A 16,820-nucleotide genomic window follows, 5' to 3' on the forward strand; every position below is an offset into this window, starting at 1 on the left:
TCCATTTGATGGTCGTCTGGCCCACGCATGTAGCGGTGAGGCTGCCGTTGCTGTGTGTGATCTTCGAACAGGTTCCCGCGTAGGCGGGGGATCCGCCTCCCACGAGGAGTCCGAGCGCGAGTGCGACACCAGCGCTAATACCGAGGATCTTCTTAGACTTTTTCATTGCATTCTCCGGTCTTCTTCGTTGCGCGGCCCTTCTTAGTTCTCCCCGGACCGCGGTCACAATATACACAGCGGCGGAACTGAGGGCGGACCGACATCCGGTCGTCTTGCAGATTCTCGCCCGCTGGATGGGGCGATACAGCGCCAATGAATAGTCAGGCTAATGACTCGGGGTATGGATGCGGCAGCCACACCGTCACGTTCAGGCCGCCGTCCGTGCGAGGCGTGAGCACCAGAGTCCCGCCGTGGGCCTGCGTGATGCGGTCGACGATCGCGAGGCCGAGCCCGGCACCGGCATGGTCGTCTCCGCGCGTGCGGTCGGCGCCGCGCTGGAACGGCTCGACGAGGGTGGCCACGCGGTGCGCCGGCAGCGCCTCGCCGGTGTTCTCGACGACCAGTGCGACAGCGTGGGGCATCGCGTGCGTGCGCACGGCGACAGCTCCGCCGGACGGCAGGTTGTGCACGATCGCGTTGAGAACGAGGTTCGTCACCAGTTGCGGCAGGAGGGCGGTGGAGCCGAGCACCGGGGCCGGGACACCACCCACCTCCATGGCGACGCCACGACGATCCGCGAGCGGCACGAGCGCTTCCACCGCGCCCTCCGCGAGGAGCGAGAGGTCGACGATCTCTCGGGGGAACGTCCGCTGATCCGCGCGGCTGAGCAGCAGGAGCGCCTCGGTCAGGTCGATCGCGCGAGTGTTGACCTCCTGCAGACGAGAGATCAGTGCATCGACGTCGCGGTCGGGATCGTCGCGGGCTACCTCGAGAAGGGTCTGAGATATCGCCAACGGAGTCCGCAGCTCGTGCGAGGCGTTCGCGGCGAACCGCTGCTGCTCGGCCACGTGGGCCTCGAGCTGTTCGAGCATCGAATCGAAGACGTCAGCTAGGCCGCGAAACTCATCGCCGGGGCCGGGGAGCATGATTCGGTGTGAAAGCGATCCCTGCGCTGCTAGCCGCGCTGCGTCGCCGATACGCCCCAACGGTGCCAGCATGCGTCCGGCGAGGATCCAGCCTCCGGCTAGCCCGATCACGAACAGGACAAGCATTGCTATCGCAGCGACAGGAACGAATACCCTCATGAGGTCGCTGCGGTTGGGAAATACTTCTACGGTGTCCGGCACATACCGCAACAGGTAGAAGACCACCGCTCCCAACAGCAGGATGCCCGACACCACGACGATCCCCGCATAACTCAGCGTGAGCTTGAGCCGGGCACTCATCCCGCGCCGCCTAGGCATCGGCGTCCGTCCCGATCCGGTATCCGACGCCGGGCACTGTCAAGATCAGCCACGGCTCACCCAAACGTTTGCGCAGCGAGGACACGGTGATGCGCACCGCGTTGGTGAACGGGTCGGCATTCTCGTCCCAGGCGCGCTCCAGCAGCTGCTCGGCGCTGACCACCCCTCCCTCGGCGTCGACGAGCACCTCCAGCACGGCGAACTGCTTGCGGGTGAGGGCGACGTAGCGGTCGTCGCGGTACACCTCGCGACGGAACGGATCCAGGCGCAGCCCCGCGACCTCGAGCACGGGCGGCCGGGATCGTTGTCTGCGTCGGTCCAGGGCACGCAGACGCAGCACGAGCTCGCGCAGCTCGAAGGGCTTGGTCAGGTAGTCGTCGGCACCGATCTCGAATCCGGTGGCCTTGTCGTCGAGACGGTCGGCCGCCGTGAGCATCAGGATCGGGATGCCGGTGCCGGAGGCCACGATCCACCGCGCGATGTCGTCGCCGGACGCGCCCGGAACGTCGCGATCGAGCACGGCGATGTCGTAGGAGTTGATGCTCAGAAGCTCCAGCGCGGTGTCGCCGTCGTTCGCGATGTCGGCCGCGATCGCCTCCAGGCGCAGCCCATCCCGCACCGCCTCGGCGAGGTAGGGCTCGTCCTCGACGATCAGTACACGCATGGCTGCGATCCTACGCAGTGGGGCATATCGGGAGCATATGGAAAAGCGCATACGTCCTCGCAACGCGCGTCCTCCTTCACTGGGAGCATGAACACCCGCACCACCTCCCTCACACCGCGAGCCCGCCGTCGCCGGACCGCTTCGGTCCTCATCGGCCTCGCGCTGGCCGTGATCGTCGCCTTCGTCGTCCAGCAGTCGCTGTCCGCGGCCTTCGCCGATGCCGAGCGCACCGGTCCGCTGCCCTCTTCCACGCCCCGGCCGAGTGGGCAGAGCGAAGGGTCGGTCATCGCCCCGAGCGAGGCCGACGGGGTGATCCGCGACGGCGACCAGCCGACCGTCTTCGACGTCGATCGGGTCGCCGTGGGCAACCTCGACGCGTCGCTGCTCGCGGCGCTGCAGCGTGCCGCATCGGATGCGGAGGCCGACGGGGTCACGTTCCGGGTGAACAGTGGATGGCGCACCCCCGCGCTGCAGGAACGGATGCTGCAGGACGCGATCGCGCAGTACGGCTCCGAGGCGGAAGCGCGGCGATGGGTGGCGACTCCGGAGACATCGGAGCATGTGACCGGCGACGCCGTCGACCTCGGTCCGCTGCCCGCCTTGGACTGGCTCGTCCAGCGGGGATGGCGCTACGGGCTCTGCCAGATCTACGCCAATGAGTCGTGGCACTACGAGCTGCGTCCGGAGGCGGTCGACCAGGGCTGCCCCGAGATGCTGCCCGACCCCACCGCCGACCCGAGGACGAAGCGATGACCACCCTCCTGCCCGCCCCGCGGGTGACTCTCTCCCGCCTTCATGCCCCGACGCTGCAGACCATCCCGGAGGCCGTCGCCGAGAACGTACGGCGGGTGCGGGCCACGTGCTCCGCGCGCATCATGGCCGTGGTGAAGGCCGACGGCTACGGGCACGGCGCCGTCACGGTCGCCGAGGCCGCGGTCGCCGCCGGCGCCGAATGGCTCGGGGTCACCGATGTCGCCGACGCCGTCGCCCTGCGTGATGCCGGGCTCACCGTGCCGATCCTCTCGTGGCTGAACCCCTCGGGGGCCGATGCGGAGACGGCCGCGGCGCTTCGCATCGACGTCGCGGTCGGCTCTGTGGAGGAGTTGCGCCAGTTGATCGCCGACGCCGTGGATCCGGTCCGCGTGCACCTGCACCTCGATACGGGGATGGCCCGGGGCGGGTGTCCGCTCGACGATTGGGAGGAGCTGTTCCGCACCGCACGCGCGGGGCGGGGCAGGGTCGAGGTGGTGGGTGTGATGGGACATCTGCCTCGTGCCGACGAAGCCGACCCCCGGGCGAACGCGGCGGCCGTGCTGCGCTTTCGGCAGGGCAGGGACGCCGTGCTCCGGGCCGGCTTCGGGCCGGTGCTCGTGCATCTCGCGGCGACGTCCGGCGCGCTCACCGATCCGGGGACGCACTTCGACATGGTGCGGATCGGTGCGGGGCTGGTGGGTATCGACCCCTCCGGGGCGACGGCGCTGGCCGGTGCCGCGCGGTGGACCGCCCCGGTCGTGCACAGCGCGCTCGTCCCGGCCGGGACGGCGGTGGGCTACGGGGGCGCGCACATCACGGAACGGGAGACGCACCTGAGCGTCGTGGGCGTCGGATACGCGGACGGGATCCCGCGGGAGCTCGCGGCGGAGGCGGCCGTGGCGATCGACGGGGCCCGGTATCCGGTCGTGGGGAGGGTGTCGATGGATCAGATCGTGATCGATACCGGCGCCGTGGCGGTTCCGCGCGGCGCGGTCGCCACGGTGTTCGGACCCGAGGGGGGAGTCGTGCCGTCGGTGCAGGAGTGGGCGCGGTGGGCGGACAGCATCCCGCACACCGTCGTCACCGGCATCGGAGCACGAGTGCAGAGGAGTGTGGCATGACCACGAGGGTCCTGGTCATCGGTGGGGGGCAGAACGCCGAGCACGAGGTGTCGCTGGCCTCCGCGGCCGCGGTCGCCGCCGCGCTGCGCATGGGCGATCACGAAGTCACAAGTGCGACGATCGATCGGGAGGGGGTGTGGAGGGCAGACGGCATCCCGACCGGGGTCTCGGCGGCGGAGTCGCTGGCGCTCGCGCTTCCCCTGCTCGCCCGCGCCGACGTGGTCTTCCCGGCGGTGCACGGCGCGCTCGGGGAGGATGGCGCGCTCGCGGCGCTGTGCGCACTCGCCGGAGTGCGCGTGGTCGGGTCGGGCCTGCGGGCGGGCGCGATCGGCATGGACAAGTGGACCACCAAGCTGGTCGCGGAAGCAGTGGGCCTCGGTACCGCCCGCGGTCGTCTGGTCGCCGCCGAGGATATCGGGGACGTGGAGTTCGAGGGCGAGGTCGTCGTCAAGCCGGTGTCGGCCGGATCCAGCCACGGCGTGAGTCTGGTGAGCGAGGAGGGTGGGCTGCTCGCGGCGCTGCGGGAGGCGGCGCGCTTCGACCGGCGGATCCTGGTCGAGGAGGTCGTGCGGGCACGCGAGATCGACGTGGCGGTGCTGCGCGAGAAGGGGGGTATCCGCTGGGCGGCCCCGCCCCTGGAGATCCACGCGACCGGGCTCTTCGACACCGCCACGAAGTACGACGGCAGCGCGCGGTTCACGGTCCCGGCTCAGCTCGACGCGGCCGAGGTGGCGGCGCTCAAGCGGGCGGCGATCGCGGTCTTCGACGCCCTCGGCTGTGACGGGGTCGCACGGATGGACTTCTTCCTCACCGATCGGGGTCCGCTGCTGAACGAGGTCAACACCATGCCGGGGCTGACGGCCGCCTCGCAGGTGCCGCGGATGTTCGCGGCGGCGGGCGTGACCTACGTCGACCTGGTGGCGCGGCTCGTGCGTGCGGCGTCGTGACCGGCGCGCGTGCGCCGCGGGTCGGTTGGCCGGATGTCGCGAAGGGCATCTGCATCATCCTCGTGGTGCTGTGGCACGTGGTGACGAAGGTCGCGGTCGAGATGCCCGGCGCGGGACCCGTGACAAACGTCTGGGTGATGCTGAACGCGCAGCTGCTCCCGCTGCGGATCCCGCTGTTCTTCCTGGTATCCGGGGTGTTCGCCGCCCGGGCGGTGCTCGACGTGGGCGCACGCTCCTGGCGTCGTCGAGCGGGGCGCCTCGCCCTGCTCTACGTCGTGTGGGTGCTCATCCAGACGTTCGTGCTCGCCCTGACGCCCGACTTCGACACGGCACGGGCGAACGACGGATGGGAATTGCTCGCGCAGCTGACCCTCAGCCCGACGAACCTCTGGTACCTGCTCGCGCTCGCGGTCTACCTGACGATCGGTCGGCTCACGCGCGGCCTCCCGACGGCCGTCGTGCTGTCGGTGGCCTTCGTGATCGCGGCGGTCGCCGGTGCCGGGGTCATCCCCGACCTCGGCAACCTCTGGCAGTTGGTGCAGAACCTGTTTTTCTTCCTCCTCGGGCTTCGGGGGCGTCCGGTCGTCGAGCGCTTCGCGCAGAGCGTCGGGGTGTGGCGCACGCTCGCGCTCGCCGCCGTCTACGTCGCGGCGCTGGCGCTCGTGGCAGGCCTGACCCTCCGTCTGCTGCCGGGGGTGTGGCCCGCGCTCGCCCTGATCGCCGTGGCGTGCGGGGTGTCGCTCAGCGTGCTCCTGGACCGGCACCTCGAGGTGGTCGCCCGAGCGCTGCGCTGGATCGGCCGGCGGACCCTGCCCATCTACGTGCTGCACATGATGCCCCTCGCCCTGATCGATGCGGGGCTGGATGCTGCGGGCTGGAGGACGACGCCGGTGCTCGAAGCCATCGGCCCTCTCGTGCTGACGGCGTCGGTGATCGCGATCTGTCTGGGAGTACATGCGCTGCTCGTGCGCGGCGGACTCGGCGCGCTGTTCGACCCCCTGCAGGCGATCGACCGCCTGGTGCCGCACCCGCGGCGATGAAGGCCTCGACAATCGGCGGCGGACGGCGGATCCTGGAGTCATGGCGGCCTTCACAGCGGACAGCGCGTTCAGCGGATTCAGCGTCGACGACATCGATGCGGCGAAAGAGTTCTACGGCACGACCCTCGGCCTCGACGTCGAGGTCAACGCGATGGGGTTCCTCGACCTGCGGCTGCCCCGCGGCGGGTCGATCCTCGTCTACGCGAAGCCGAACCACACACCGGCGAGCTTCACGATCCTGAACTTCCCGGTGGCGGATGTCGACGCCGCAGTGGACGAGCTCATCGCGCGCGGGGTGCAGACCAAGATCTACAGCGACGAGGAGTTCCCGTCCGATTCGCGTGGCATCGTGCGCGGCAACGGTCAGGGCCCAGACATCGCGTGGTTCCGCGACCCTGCGGGCAACGTGCTCGCCGTCCTGCAGGCCTGACGACCGGACGCCGCTACAGCCGGTCGACTCCGGTCACCGTGACCACGGCCTGACCGGCGTCGTCGGACTCGGCGAGGTCGATCGTCGCGGTGATGCCCCAGTCGTGGTCGCCGGCGGGATCGTCGAGGATCTGCCGCGCGGTCCAGGTGGTCGGCCCTTCGGTGAGGACCAGCAGCTTCGAACTGCGGGCGTCCGCACCGGTGAGGATCTCGTCGTGGTCGGCGAAGTACCCGTCGAGGGCGTCGGACCAGGCGTCGGCTCCGAAACCGGGGTCGAGCTCGGCGAGCCCGTCGACGTCGTCCCGCGCGGCGAGCTGCACACGGCGGAACAGCTCGTTCCGGACCAGGATGCGGAAAGCGCGGATGTTGCTCGTGAGGCGCTTCGGGGCGGGTGGGACGATCGGTTCGTCGGGCGCGTGAGGATCGAAGCGCCCGTTGTCGACGCCCGCGACCAGTTCCTCCCACTCATCGAGCAGGCTCGAGTCGACCTGGCGGACCAACTCGCCCAGCCACTCGATGAGGTCGCGCAGATCCTCATCCTTGAACTCCTCGGGGATGGTCTGCGAGGCCGCACGGTAGGCATCGGAGAGGTAGCGCAGCACCACGCCCTCGGACCGCGCGATCTTGTAGTACGCGACATATTCCCCGAACGACATGGCTCGCTCGTACATGTCGCGCACCACGGATTTGGGGTGCAGTTCGAAGTCGCGGATCCACGGCTGCGCCGCGCTGAACGTCTCGAACGCGGCTGACAGCAGCTCATCGAGCGGCTTCGGGTAGGTGATCTGCTCGAGCAGCTCCATCCGTTCGTCGTACTCGATGCCCTCGGACTTCATCGCGGCGACCGCCTCGCCGCGGGCCAGGAACTCCTGCTGGCTCAGCACGGCGCGCGGATCGTCGAGCGTCGACTCCACGATCGAGATCATATCGAGAGCGTAGGAGCCGGTGCCCGTGCCCGCGGTCGGGTCGGGGTCGAGCAGCTCGAACGCGGCGAGGGCGAAGGGTGACAGCGGCTGGTTGAGCGCGAAGTTCGGCTGCAGGTCGACCGTGAGCCGGATGTCGCCGTCAGGGGTCTTCTCGACGATGCCCGATTCGCGGAGGGTGCGGTAGATGCCGATGGCCCGGAGCGCCAACTCGCGCTGGCGCTTCCGCGGCTCGTGGTTGTCATATACCAGCGCGCGCATATTGGCGAAGACATCGCCGCCACGGGCGATCACGTTGAGCATCATCGCGCTCGTGATCTGCATGTGCGAGGTCAGTGTCTCCGGCACCGCGTCGATGAGCTTGCGGAACGACGGCTCACCCCACGACACGAAACCGTCCGGGGCCTTCTTGCGGACGATCTTGCGCTTCTTCTTCGGGTCGTCGCCGGCCTTCTTCACGGCCGCGACGTTCTCGCTCTCGTGCTCGGGGGCCTGCGCGACGACCGTGCCCGCGGTGTCGTAGCCCGCACGGCCCGCGCGGCCGGCGATCTGGTGGAACTCGCGGGCGTTGAGCTGCCGCATCCGGGAGCCGTCGAACTTCGTGAGCGCAGTGAGCAGCACGGTCCGGATCGGGACGTTGATGCCGACGCCGAGCGTGTCGGTGCCGCAGATCACGCGCAGCAGTCCGCGCTGGGCGAGCTGCTCGACCAGGCGGCGGTACTTCGGCAGCATCCCCGCGTGGTGCACGCCGATCCCTGCGCGCAGGAAGCGGGAGAGGGTCTTTCCGAACGCGGTCGTGAAACGGAACTGGGCGATCAGCGCCGCGATCTCGTCGCGCTGCTCGCGGGTCGCGACCTTGGTGCTCGACAGCGCCTGGGCCCGCTCCATCGCGGCCGCCTGCGAGAAGTGCACGATGTAGATCGGTGCCTGCCCGGTGCTCAGCAGATCGTCGATCGTCTCGTGGATCGGGGTCGTCTCGTAGAAGAAGTGCAGGGGCACAGGGCGCTCGACGCCGGTGACCGTCGCCGTCTCGCGGCCCGTGCGACGGGTGAGGTCCGCCGCGAGCTCGGTGACATCGCCGAGGGTCGCCGACATCAGGACGAACTGCGCCTGCGGCAGCTCGAGCAGCGGCACCTGCCACGCCCACCCGCGGTCGGGGTCGGCGTAGAAGTGGAACTCGTCCATCACGACCTGGCCGACGTCGGCATCGGCGCCCTGGCGCAGCGAGAGGTTCGCGAGGATCTCGGCCGTGCAGCAGATGATGGGCGCGTCGGCGTTGACCGCGGAGTCGCCCGTGACCATCCCGACGTTCTCGGCCCCGAACACGTCGACCAGCGCGAAGAACTTCTCGCTCACGAGTGCCTTGATCGGTGCCGTGTAGTAGCTGCGCCGTCCGGCGACCAGTGCGCTGAAGTGCGTGCCGATCGCGACGAGCGACTTCCCGGTGCCGGTGGGGGTGGACAGGATCAGGTTGTTGCCGGAGACGATCTCGATGACCGCCTCGTCCTGCGCGGGATACAGCCGGATGCCGGTCGACTCCGCCCATTCGACGAATGCGAGGTAGACGGCGTCCGGGTCCGCGGCGTCCGGAACGATGGCGGGGTCGAGCCGCGGCGAGGAAGTCATGGTCCCTCGATCATCCCATCCGTTCGTCCCGCCCGTTCCGTTCGTCCCGCCGCCCTGCCGCTCGTCCTGCCGCTCGTCCGCCCTTCCTGCCGCCTGTTGTGAAGGAGATCTCGCGATTCGAAGGACTCGTCCGGGGAATCGCTCCTTCGAATCGCGAGTTCTCCTTCGAGTCGCGAGTTCTCCTTCGAGTCGCGAGTTCTCCTTCGAATCGCGAGTTCTCCTTCGAGTCGCGAGTTCTCCTTCGAGTCGCGAGTTCTCCTTCGTTGCGTGGGGGTCAGACTGCGGTCGCTGCGCGCAGCGCGATGCGGATCATGTCTTCGAAGGTCTGCTCGCGCTCCTGCGCGGTCGTCTGCTCGCCGGTGACGATGTGGTCGCTCACGGTGCAGATCGCGAGGGCACGCCGACCGTAGTACGCCGCGAGCGTGTAGAGACCGGCGGCCTCCATCTCGACGCCGAGGATGCCGTGCCGCACGAAGGGTTCCGTGAGCTCAGGTCGGGTGCTGTAGAACTGGTCGCTCGAGAAGAGCTGCCCCACGTGCGCGGTCGACTCGAGGGTCTCGGCCTCACTCGCCTCGACCGCGGCGCGCAACAGGGAGAAGTCGGCCACGGGCGCATAGTCGAGTCCGTGGAAGCGCACCCGGTTGATGCCGGAGTCCGTGCTGGCGCCGTTGGCGATGATGATGTCGCGGATCCGCACATCCTCGGTCAGCGCTCCGCACGAGCCGACCCGCACGATCGTCTGCACGTCGTAGGAGTCGAACAGTTCGTTCGCATAGATCGCCATCGAGGGCTGGCCCATCCCCGAACCCTGGACCGAGACGCGGTGCCCTTCCCAAGTGCCGGTGAAGCCCAGCATTCCGCGCGTCTCGGAGTACAGTTCTGCATCCTCGAGGAACGTCTCGGCGATCCACTTCGCCCGCAGCGGATCGCCGGGGAACAGGACGATGGGGGCGATCTGACCGGGCTCTGCCGCGATGTGGGTGCTCATGACCTCAGCGTATCCAGCGCCCACACGCATCCGTCCGGGCGAACGCGGCTCCTGAAGGAGAACTCGCGGAATGAAGGAGCGGATCCCGGATGCGGACCTTCAGGGCGGGAGTTCTCCTTCAGGATGTGAGTTCTCCTTCACAGCGTGAGTTCGCCTTCAGGGCGTGAGCGCCTCAGCCTCCACAGGATGAGCGCCTCAGCCCCCACACGCGGGGACGCCTCAGCCCTCGCGGCGTCGGACGATCTCGTCGATCCAGAGTGGCGCGAAGGGCGAGGTGCAGCCCGGTGCGGTCGGGTAGTCGGCGAGGACCTGCAGACGCTCGCCGATGTCCCGGGCCCTCGCGCGGTGGTCCGGATGGAAGATGCCGATGTTGGCGAGGGTCTCGTTCATGGCCCACTGCAGCCGTGGCGGTGCATCCTTCAGGTCGCGCTCGATCAGGTCCAGCAGGTGCGGCAGGTCGAGTCCGTCCGCGTCCTTCATCACCCGCACGGTCGTGAGCGACCAGGCGGCGGCGGCCACGGTCGGGTCGGCGTCGTCGAACCAGCGCAGCCGCAGTTCCTCGGCCAGCGGTGTCTTCTTGGCGACGTAGTTCACGAACCAGTCGTTGACCTTCGGCGGGCGGGTCTCGCGCAGCATGGCGTCGAGCTCATCGGCGGTGAAGTCGCGCGGGCGGCAGATCAGCAGGGCCAGCAGCCGTGCCGGGGTCTCGCCGGTCGCCCACAGCTCCTGCGCGAGAGGCTGGTCCGTCTTGATCTTCTTGGCCAACGCGCGCATCCGGCTGAGGTTGATCCCGTGGTCGTCGCCGCGCTTCTCGTTGGCGGCGCGCATCTTCGGATCCTCGAGCGCGGCGAGTTCGTCGAGGGCTTCGGCAACGGTGACGTCGGACATGCCTCCAGGGTAAGCGGCTTTCGAATCGCGTGAATGGTCCGAAGTCGGCGTCGGATGCAACACTTTGCGCGACGAGAAAGGCCGACGGGTCAGTCCTCGTCGAGGAGCTCACCCCTGATCCGGCGCAGATCCTCCATGAGAGAGCCGATCAGGATCCAGTGCTGGGAGGACGGCGGGCGCAGCACGAGCGGGGCGGTGAGCGCGGGGATCGTGGAGGTCAACGTCTCGGGTTCCGGCGATGCCTCGGCGACCTGCACCGCGAGGCGGACGTCGTGCCCGGCCCGCCGCAGCTGCTCGGCGATCGCGACCACGGCCGGCTCCTCGCCGATCGTGTCGTCGTAGTGGTCGAAGTAGGCCCGGGTCATGCCGATCGTCTGGGTCACGATGGGGGACAGCCGCTCGAGGAGCTCCCGCATCTCCCGCAGCTCCGCGCGATGCGTGGAGCGCCGAGGGTTCAGCGTGAGCGATTCCTCTCCGGCGGCGATGGAGGCGTCCGCGGCATCCTTCATCGGCCGCAGCAGGCGTACTTCGAGCATCAGTTCCTGCAGCTGTGCGGGCGTCTGCGGTTCCGGGAGCGCGACGGCGAGTCGGTCGAGGCTCGCGGCGAGTTCGCGCCCGAGGAGGCTGACATCCCGCAGTGCCGGAGCGACCAGCACGGGAGGGACGATGAGGGCGTTCACCACGATGCCGATGGCCACGCCGATCAGCGTCTCCACGATGCGCGCGAACGCGTATTCAGGACTCGACGAGCCCAGCGCCAGCACCAGCATCGCCGAGATCGCGACCTGGTTGCCCGTTCCCGGTGAGGCGCGGAACACCCACGCGACCAGCATCGCCACGACGATCGCGAGCAGCACGATCCAGGTCGGCGAACCGAACAGCAGGCCCAGGGCGACGGCGATCACGACTCCCGCGATCACCCCGATGCTGCGTTCGAGCGCCTTTGACAGCGACTGGTTCACGCTGGGCTGCACGACCAGGAGGGCGGCGATCGCGGCGAAGACGGGCAGCTGCGCGGGGAAGACCCATCCGGCGATGAGCCACGCGGCGATCGTCGCTGCGGCCGACTTCACGACCTGCAGCAGCGGAGAGCGCTGGGAGGCGCGGATCGCGGCGGGGATGCGCATGCCTCCACGGTAGTGCGCGGGCGGCGGGGAGCGGGGTTCCGTCCGTCCGTCGTGCGTGCTTGCATGGGCGCATGGATCAGGACGCGAGGCTGCGCGGCGAGACCACGGCGGTCTGGGCGACCGTGATCTGCTTCGTCCTCGGCACGATCGCCGGCATCCTGATCCTGGGGCCCGCCGCGCGCCCGCTCACGGGCACGGAAGCCCTCGCGATGCCGGCTGCGGTGATCGCGGCGGTGATCGCCGCGGCGGCCTTCCTCACGAGCACGCTGATGCACCGCCGGGGGGAGACGGCGCCCATGCCGCGCTGGCAGGCGGTGGTGTCCGACCTCTCGTCGATCGCCCTGACCGTCGCGTTCGGAGCCGTCACGATGATGGGCGTGCTGTTGACCGCCGAGGTTCTGGCGGCGGGCCTTCAGGGGTTGCAGCTCGCCGCGATCGGGGGTGGGCTCCTGACCGGTGTGGCCTCGGCCGTCGGCGGGCGCTTCGCGTTCGGGGCCGGTGTCGACCTTCGCACGGTCGATCTCGCCGCGCTCCTGTTCGGGTTCCTCGTGATCGGCACGCTCTTCGCCATGGTCACGGCGGCCGATCCGCGATGGTGGGAGCAGAACTTCTCGCAGCTGGGCTCCGGGTCGTGGGCTTTCAACGGAACCCTCCTGGTCGCCGGCCTCCTCGTCGCGACCGTGGGGTCGTACATCGGCCGCGACCTGCACCGCCTCCTCGGCGATGCCGCCCTCCCTCGGCTCGCCGTCGTGGTCGGAGCATGGGCGGCGACGGGCGTCGCGCTCGCCGCGGTCGGGCTGCTGCCGCTGCACCGGGTGCCGCTGCCGCACGACATCGCCGCCTTCGCCACTCTCGTGCTGTTCGCCGTGGCGGCGGCGACCACCGTGGCATCGATCCCCGGGCTGCCGCGCGCTCTGCTGATCACGTCGATCGGGGTGGGCCTCCTCCTCGCGGTCGCGATCGTGCTGTGGATCCCGTTCGGGCTGTACTCGACCACCGCTGTCGAAGCCATCGTCGTCGGGCTCGGACTGCTGTGGATGGCGACCCTCGTGCGCGTGCTCGCGATCCTCACGCCGGACACCTCCCGCCCTTCGGCGCGAACCTCCCTGATGCGCCCCCGGCACGCGTAGTGCCGGCATCCCTAGACACCGGAATCCGAAAGATAGGGCATCTGCCCGATGTCGAGGGGCCCCCTCAGAGCGGACTCTAGGGATACGCAGAACCATCGAGGAGAACCCCATGTACGAGCACCCGTATCTCAGCGAACAGCTCACCCGGCACGACCAGGAGCAGATGGAGCGTGCCGCCGCCCGACGCCTCTTCCTCATCGAGCACGCCGACCAGATCCGGCCGCGTCCGGAGGGAGCCGTCCGACGCATCCTGCGCCGCGCGTTCGGCAGCGCCCGGCAGCGGTCGGCGACGGCGCCCACGTCCGCTCGGTGCGACGCTGCGGCAGCTCCCGCGCAGTGAGCGGCGTCCTCGCGAAGCGCGCGTTGCAGGCCGTGCCGAATGTCGGTCCGGGGTGGGACGATGAATCCATGCCCCTTTCCCCGTCGAGCGCTGCGATGGTCGGCCGCGAGGCCGAGCTGACCGAGGTGCGCCGGTCGTTCGCCGGTGTGCGCGACGGCGTGCCTGCGGCCCTGCTCGTCGAGGGAGAAGCCGGGATCGGCAAGTCGCGTCTGCTGCGCGAGTTCGCCGCCGAGATCGAGCAGACCGCCGACGTGCACGTGGGCTGGTGTCTCGACCTCGGTGCCTCGCGCACGCCGTACGGTCCGTTGACCGGCATCCTGCGCTCGATCGTCACGCGCATGGGCGTCGACCGGGTGCGCGACTCGGTGGGAGTGGGGGCGGAGGCCCTCGGCATGCTGCTCCCCGAACTCGTCGACACCCCGACCGATCGTGACCGCACGAGTCCCGAGCGGCTGAGAGACGCGATCGCCTCCCTCATCGAGGCGGCGGCCGAGCGCGCTCCTCAGGTGCTCGTGGTCGAAGACCTGCACTGGGCGGATGAGTCGACGCTCGCCATCCTCTCCTTCCTGCTGCGGGCGTTGGGTCGCGGCCGCATCCTGTTGCTCCTCAGCTGCCGCAGCGACGACGTGCGGCGCGGCGATGCGGTGAGTCGGTTCATCGGAGAGGCGACGCGCGCACGGCTGCTCGACCGCGTGACCCTTGCCCGGCTCGACGCCGCCGCCGTCCGCGAGCTGGCGGAGCAGATCACCGGCCGCGCGCTCACCGAGAGCGCGCTCGACCGCATGCAGGAGAGGGCGGAGGGCGTCCCCTTCTTCATCGAGGAGATCGCCGGATGCACGAACGGCCCGCTCCCCGATGGGCTCCGTGACCTGCTGCTCGCCCGCTTCGACAGGCTGAGCGACGATGCGCGACACGTCGTGCAGGTCGTCTCCGGGGCCGAGCGTCCGTTGTCGCACCCGCTCATCACGAGTCTCGTCGGCTTGCCGGAGCAGCGGCTCGATGACGCGATCCGCGAGGCGACCCGCAGCGGAATCCTGGTCGTGGGCGACGACGACTATCGCTTCCGCCACGCGCTGCTGCGCGAGGCCGTGCACGACGACCTGCTCCCCGGTGAACGGGCGCGGTTGCACCGTGCCTACGCCGAGGCGCTCGAGGCGCAGTGCGCGGAGTCGGACACCAGCGATGCCGCGGCGCTCGCCTATCACTGGCAACTCGCACAAGACGATCGGAAGGCTCTCATCGCCGCCGCCGATGCCATGCGGCAGGCGAAGGCACAGTATGCGTTCGCGAGCGCGGCCCGCTTCGGTGAGCTGGCGCTGGAGCTGTGGCCGCTCGTGCCCGACGCGGCCGACGCAGCGCGCATCGAGCGCCTGGACCTGCTCCTGGTGCTCGGTTCGATCCTGCGCAACGCCGGTGACGGAGACCGGGCCCTCGCCGTCGCGAACGTCGCCCTCGCCGAGGTCGACCCGAAGACGGTCGACCCGCGGCTGCACGCGCGGCTGCTGCGCAACAAGGCGCTGTACCTGGTCAACCTCGGGCGTCTGGGAGCGATACCGCTCCTGCAGCAGGCTCTGGCCATCGCCGACGAGCACGTGCATGACGACGTCTTCCGCGCCGAGCTCCTCAACCAGCTCGCGAGCAGGCGCATGATCGCGGGCGACCGTGAGGAGGCGATCCGGCTCGCGGACGAGGCCGAGCGCAGTGCTGCCGGCGCCGAATCGACGGATCAGCTGTCGATCGCCGCGAACGTGCGCGGTGGGTCCCTCGCCCATCTGGGACACATCGAGGAGGGGGTACGCGAGTACGAGCGTGCGCGTGTGCTAGCGACGGGGACGACCGCCGAGATGCGTTACCGCGTGAACTACTCCGACCTGCTCACGTTGCTGGGCCGCTACCGCGAGGCGGTCGAGGTCGCAGAAGAGGGCCTGCAGCGTGCGCGTGAGCTCCGGGTCGAGCGCACCTCGGGGTCGATCATGGCGCAGAACATGGTCGTCCCCCTGCTCGAACTCGGAGAGATCGCACGGGTCGAGGAGATGCTGGCGCGTGACTTCGTGCAGGGGACCCTGCGCGTGTTCCGCATGTACATGAGCATGACGCGCGTGCGGGTGCTGGCCTGGCGCGGAAGTTCGGCCGAGGCCGCAGAGCTGTTGCAGGCGTGGCTGCCCGCCTTCGAGGAGACCGGTGGCTCGGAACGTCAGATCTGGTACGACCGGGTCATGATGACGGTCGCGGTCGCCGAGAGCGAGGGCAACCTCCGCGGAGCCCTCGACGCGATCCTCGAGATGCTGCGTGACGACCGGCCCGCGTTGCTGCACCAGCGTCGGCTGCTGCTGGAGGGCGGGGCGATCATCGCCGAGCTGCGCGCCGAGGGGGCCGATGTCACCGAGGAGTCCGATGCCATCCGCGCCGCCTGGCTCGCGCAACCCGTGCCGCTGCAGAACGATGCGTGGTCGACGATCCTCGATGCCCTCCTCGACCCGCGCGGCGATGCGCTCGACGCCGCCCTGCGCAGCGCCGAGGGAGAAGACGTCCCGGTCATCTTCCGAGCGGTACTCCGCCTCGAGAGCGCTCGCCTGCGGGTGCACGAGGGGGATCGCGCATCTGCAGCGTCGGTGCTCGGTGAGGCCGCCGCGTTGGCGGAGTCCCTGGGCAATGCGCAGCTCCAGGCGGCGGTCTCGCGGTTCAGCGCCGACGCCGGTCTTCGCGCCTCCGATGCGCCGCTGAGCGACGACCTGCTCACCGCTCGTGAGAGGCAGGTGCTCGAGCTCATCGCCGAGGGCCTGAGCAACCGACAGATCGGCGACCGTCTGTTCATCAGCGTGAAGACGGTGAGCGTCCACGTCTCCGCGGTTCTGCGCAAGCTCGGGGTGAACACGCGCACCGAAGCGGCTCTCGTGCAGAAGAATCCGTCGTTCCGTGCTGCTGCTCAGTCTGCCGTGGTAGCGTGACAAAGCGCGCGTGTCGGATGTTCCGACTCGGCGTAGGCCGTGTAAACGGCTAAGTCAACAGAAAGTAGAAACACATGGCCACTGGCACTGTGAAATGGTTCAACGCGGAAAAGGGCTTCGGCTTCATCGCTCCCGATGACGGCTCGGACGACCTCTTCGCCCACTACTCGGCTATCGCCGGCTCCGGTTTCAAGGAGCTCCGCGAGAACCAGAAGGTCGAATTCGACGCTGAGCGTGGCCCCAAGGGCATGCAGGCGGCGAACATCCGCGCTCTCTGAGCGCGCGCTGACTTCCTGAAGCCGGTCGGATCCTCACGGATCCGGCCGGTTTTTTTGTACCCACGGCGCCTTCGAAATCGCGCGAATGGCCCTATCCGGGCCGAGCGTCGAACCCGGTGCGCGGTACGAGAATCGGATTCGGAAGTGAGGGCCACCCCGCCTGTCTGTCGATGTCACTCGCAGCGGGCGGGGTAGCACTCGGCACGAGCTCGCGT

Annotated in this window: 15 protein-coding genes; 9 read left to right on the forward strand and 6 right to left on the reverse strand. The window is 69.3% G+C overall.

Annotated features, from left to right (window positions below; genetic code table 11):
- Positions 1-320: 320 nt before the first annotated feature.
- Together FGL91_RS06375 and FGL91_RS06380 are read right to left on the reverse strand one after the other, a co-directional pair.
- On the reverse strand, positions 321-1,385 hold the full coding sequence (locus FGL91_RS06375; RefSeq protein ID WP_131492002.1) for a sensor histidine kinase: 1,065 nt from the start codon (positions 1,383-1,385) through the stop codon (positions 321-323).
- Positions 1,386-1,395: 10 nt separating this feature from the next.
- Positions 1,396-2,067, reverse strand: coding sequence for a response regulator transcription factor (locus FGL91_RS06380; RefSeq protein ID WP_131492003.1), 672 nt, complete (start codon positions 2,065-2,067; stop codon positions 1,396-1,398).
- A gap of 87 nt (positions 2,068-2,154) precedes the next feature.
- Between FGL91_RS06380 and FGL91_RS06385 the strand changes: the two genes are divergently transcribed.
- Genes FGL91_RS06385 through FGL91_RS06405 form a run of 5 tightly spaced genes read left to right on the forward strand, consistent with a single transcriptional unit; the run spans position 2,155 to position 6,358 of the window.
- Complete coding sequence (locus tag FGL91_RS06385) at positions 2,155-2,820, forward strand: M15 family metallopeptidase (RefSeq protein WP_131492004.1); 666 nt, start codon at positions 2,155-2,157, stop codon at positions 2,818-2,820.
- Positions 2,817-3,941: an alanine racemase gene (alr, locus tag FGL91_RS06390; protein ID WP_153243398.1), complete on the forward strand. Its 1,125-nt coding sequence runs from the start codon at positions 2,817-2,819 to the stop codon at positions 3,939-3,941. Before FGL91_RS06385 ends, alr begins: the two co-directional genes overlap by 4 nt.
- Positions 3,938-4,888, forward strand: coding sequence for a D-alanine--D-alanine ligase family protein (locus FGL91_RS06395; RefSeq protein ID WP_153243399.1), 951 nt, complete (start codon positions 3,938-3,940; stop codon positions 4,886-4,888). The genes alr and FGL91_RS06395 overlap by 4 nt, the downstream gene beginning before the upstream one ends.
- Positions 4,885-5,928, forward strand: coding sequence for an acyltransferase family protein (locus FGL91_RS06400; RefSeq protein ID WP_131492007.1), 1,044 nt, complete (start codon positions 4,885-4,887; stop codon positions 5,926-5,928). The genes FGL91_RS06395 and FGL91_RS06400 overlap by 4 nt, the downstream gene beginning before the upstream one ends.
- A gap of 40 nt (positions 5,929-5,968) precedes the next feature.
- Complete coding sequence (locus tag FGL91_RS06405; protein ID WP_131492008.1) at positions 5,969-6,358, forward strand: VOC family protein; 390 nt, start codon at positions 5,969-5,971, stop codon at positions 6,356-6,358.
- 13 nt (positions 6,359-6,371) lie between these two features.
- Here the strand turns inward: FGL91_RS06405 and FGL91_RS06410 are convergent, their stop codons facing one another.
- The 4 genes from FGL91_RS06410 to FGL91_RS06425 all read right to left on the reverse strand — a co-directional run bounded on the left by FGL91_RS06410 (position 6,372) and on the right by FGL91_RS06425 (position 11,909).
- Positions 6,372-8,906, reverse strand: a complete 2,535-nt coding sequence (locus tag FGL91_RS06410; RefSeq protein WP_153243400.1) for a DEAD/DEAH box helicase — start codon at positions 8,904-8,906, stop codon at positions 6,372-6,374.
- A gap of 274 nt (positions 8,907-9,180) precedes the next feature.
- A complete protein-coding gene (gene deoD / locus FGL91_RS06415) occupies positions 9,181-9,894 on the reverse strand; it encodes a purine-nucleoside phosphorylase (RefSeq protein ID WP_153243401.1) in 714 nt (237 codons plus the stop codon).
- A 219-nt stretch (positions 9,895-10,113) separates the two neighbouring features.
- A complete protein-coding gene (locus FGL91_RS06420; protein ID WP_131492011.1) occupies positions 10,114-10,782 on the reverse strand; it encodes a DNA alkylation repair protein in 669 nt (222 codons plus the stop codon).
- Between the two features lie 89 nt (positions 10,783-10,871).
- The gene (locus tag FGL91_RS06425) at positions 10,872-11,909 is read right to left on the reverse strand and encodes an FUSC family protein (protein WP_047523288.1); all 1,038 of its coding nucleotides are present in this window, start codon (positions 11,907-11,909) and stop codon (positions 10,872-10,874) included.
- Between the two features lie 71 nt (positions 11,910-11,980).
- Here FGL91_RS06425 and FGL91_RS06430 point away from each other — a divergent pair, with 71 nt between their 5' ends.
- The 4 genes from FGL91_RS06430 (at position 11,981) to FGL91_RS06440 (ending at position 16,605) form a co-directional block, all read left to right on the forward strand.
- Positions 11,981-13,039, forward strand: coding sequence for a DUF998 domain-containing protein (locus tag FGL91_RS06430; protein WP_153243402.1), 1,059 nt, complete (start codon positions 11,981-11,983; stop codon positions 13,037-13,039).
- 109 nt (positions 13,040-13,148) lie between these two features.
- On the forward strand, positions 13,149-13,379 hold the full coding sequence (locus tag FGL91_RS18890; RefSeq protein WP_047523284.1) for a hypothetical protein: 231 nt from the start codon (positions 13,149-13,151) through the stop codon (positions 13,377-13,379).
- Positions 13,380-13,447: 68 nt separating this feature from the next.
- Positions 13,448-16,327, forward strand: a complete 2,880-nt coding sequence (locus FGL91_RS06435; protein ID WP_194239328.1) for a helix-turn-helix transcriptional regulator — start codon at positions 13,448-13,450, stop codon at positions 16,325-16,327.
- A gap of 74 nt (positions 16,328-16,401) precedes the next feature.
- A complete protein-coding gene (locus tag FGL91_RS06440; protein WP_017831237.1) occupies positions 16,402-16,605 on the forward strand; it encodes a cold-shock protein in 204 nt (67 codons plus the stop codon).
- Positions 16,606-16,820: the final 215 nt, after the last annotated feature.

Source organism: Microbacterium sp. CBA3102, assembly GCF_007954505.1.
Taxonomy (GTDB): Bacteria; Actinomycetota; Actinomycetes; order Actinomycetales; family Microbacteriaceae; genus Microbacterium; species Microbacterium aurugineum.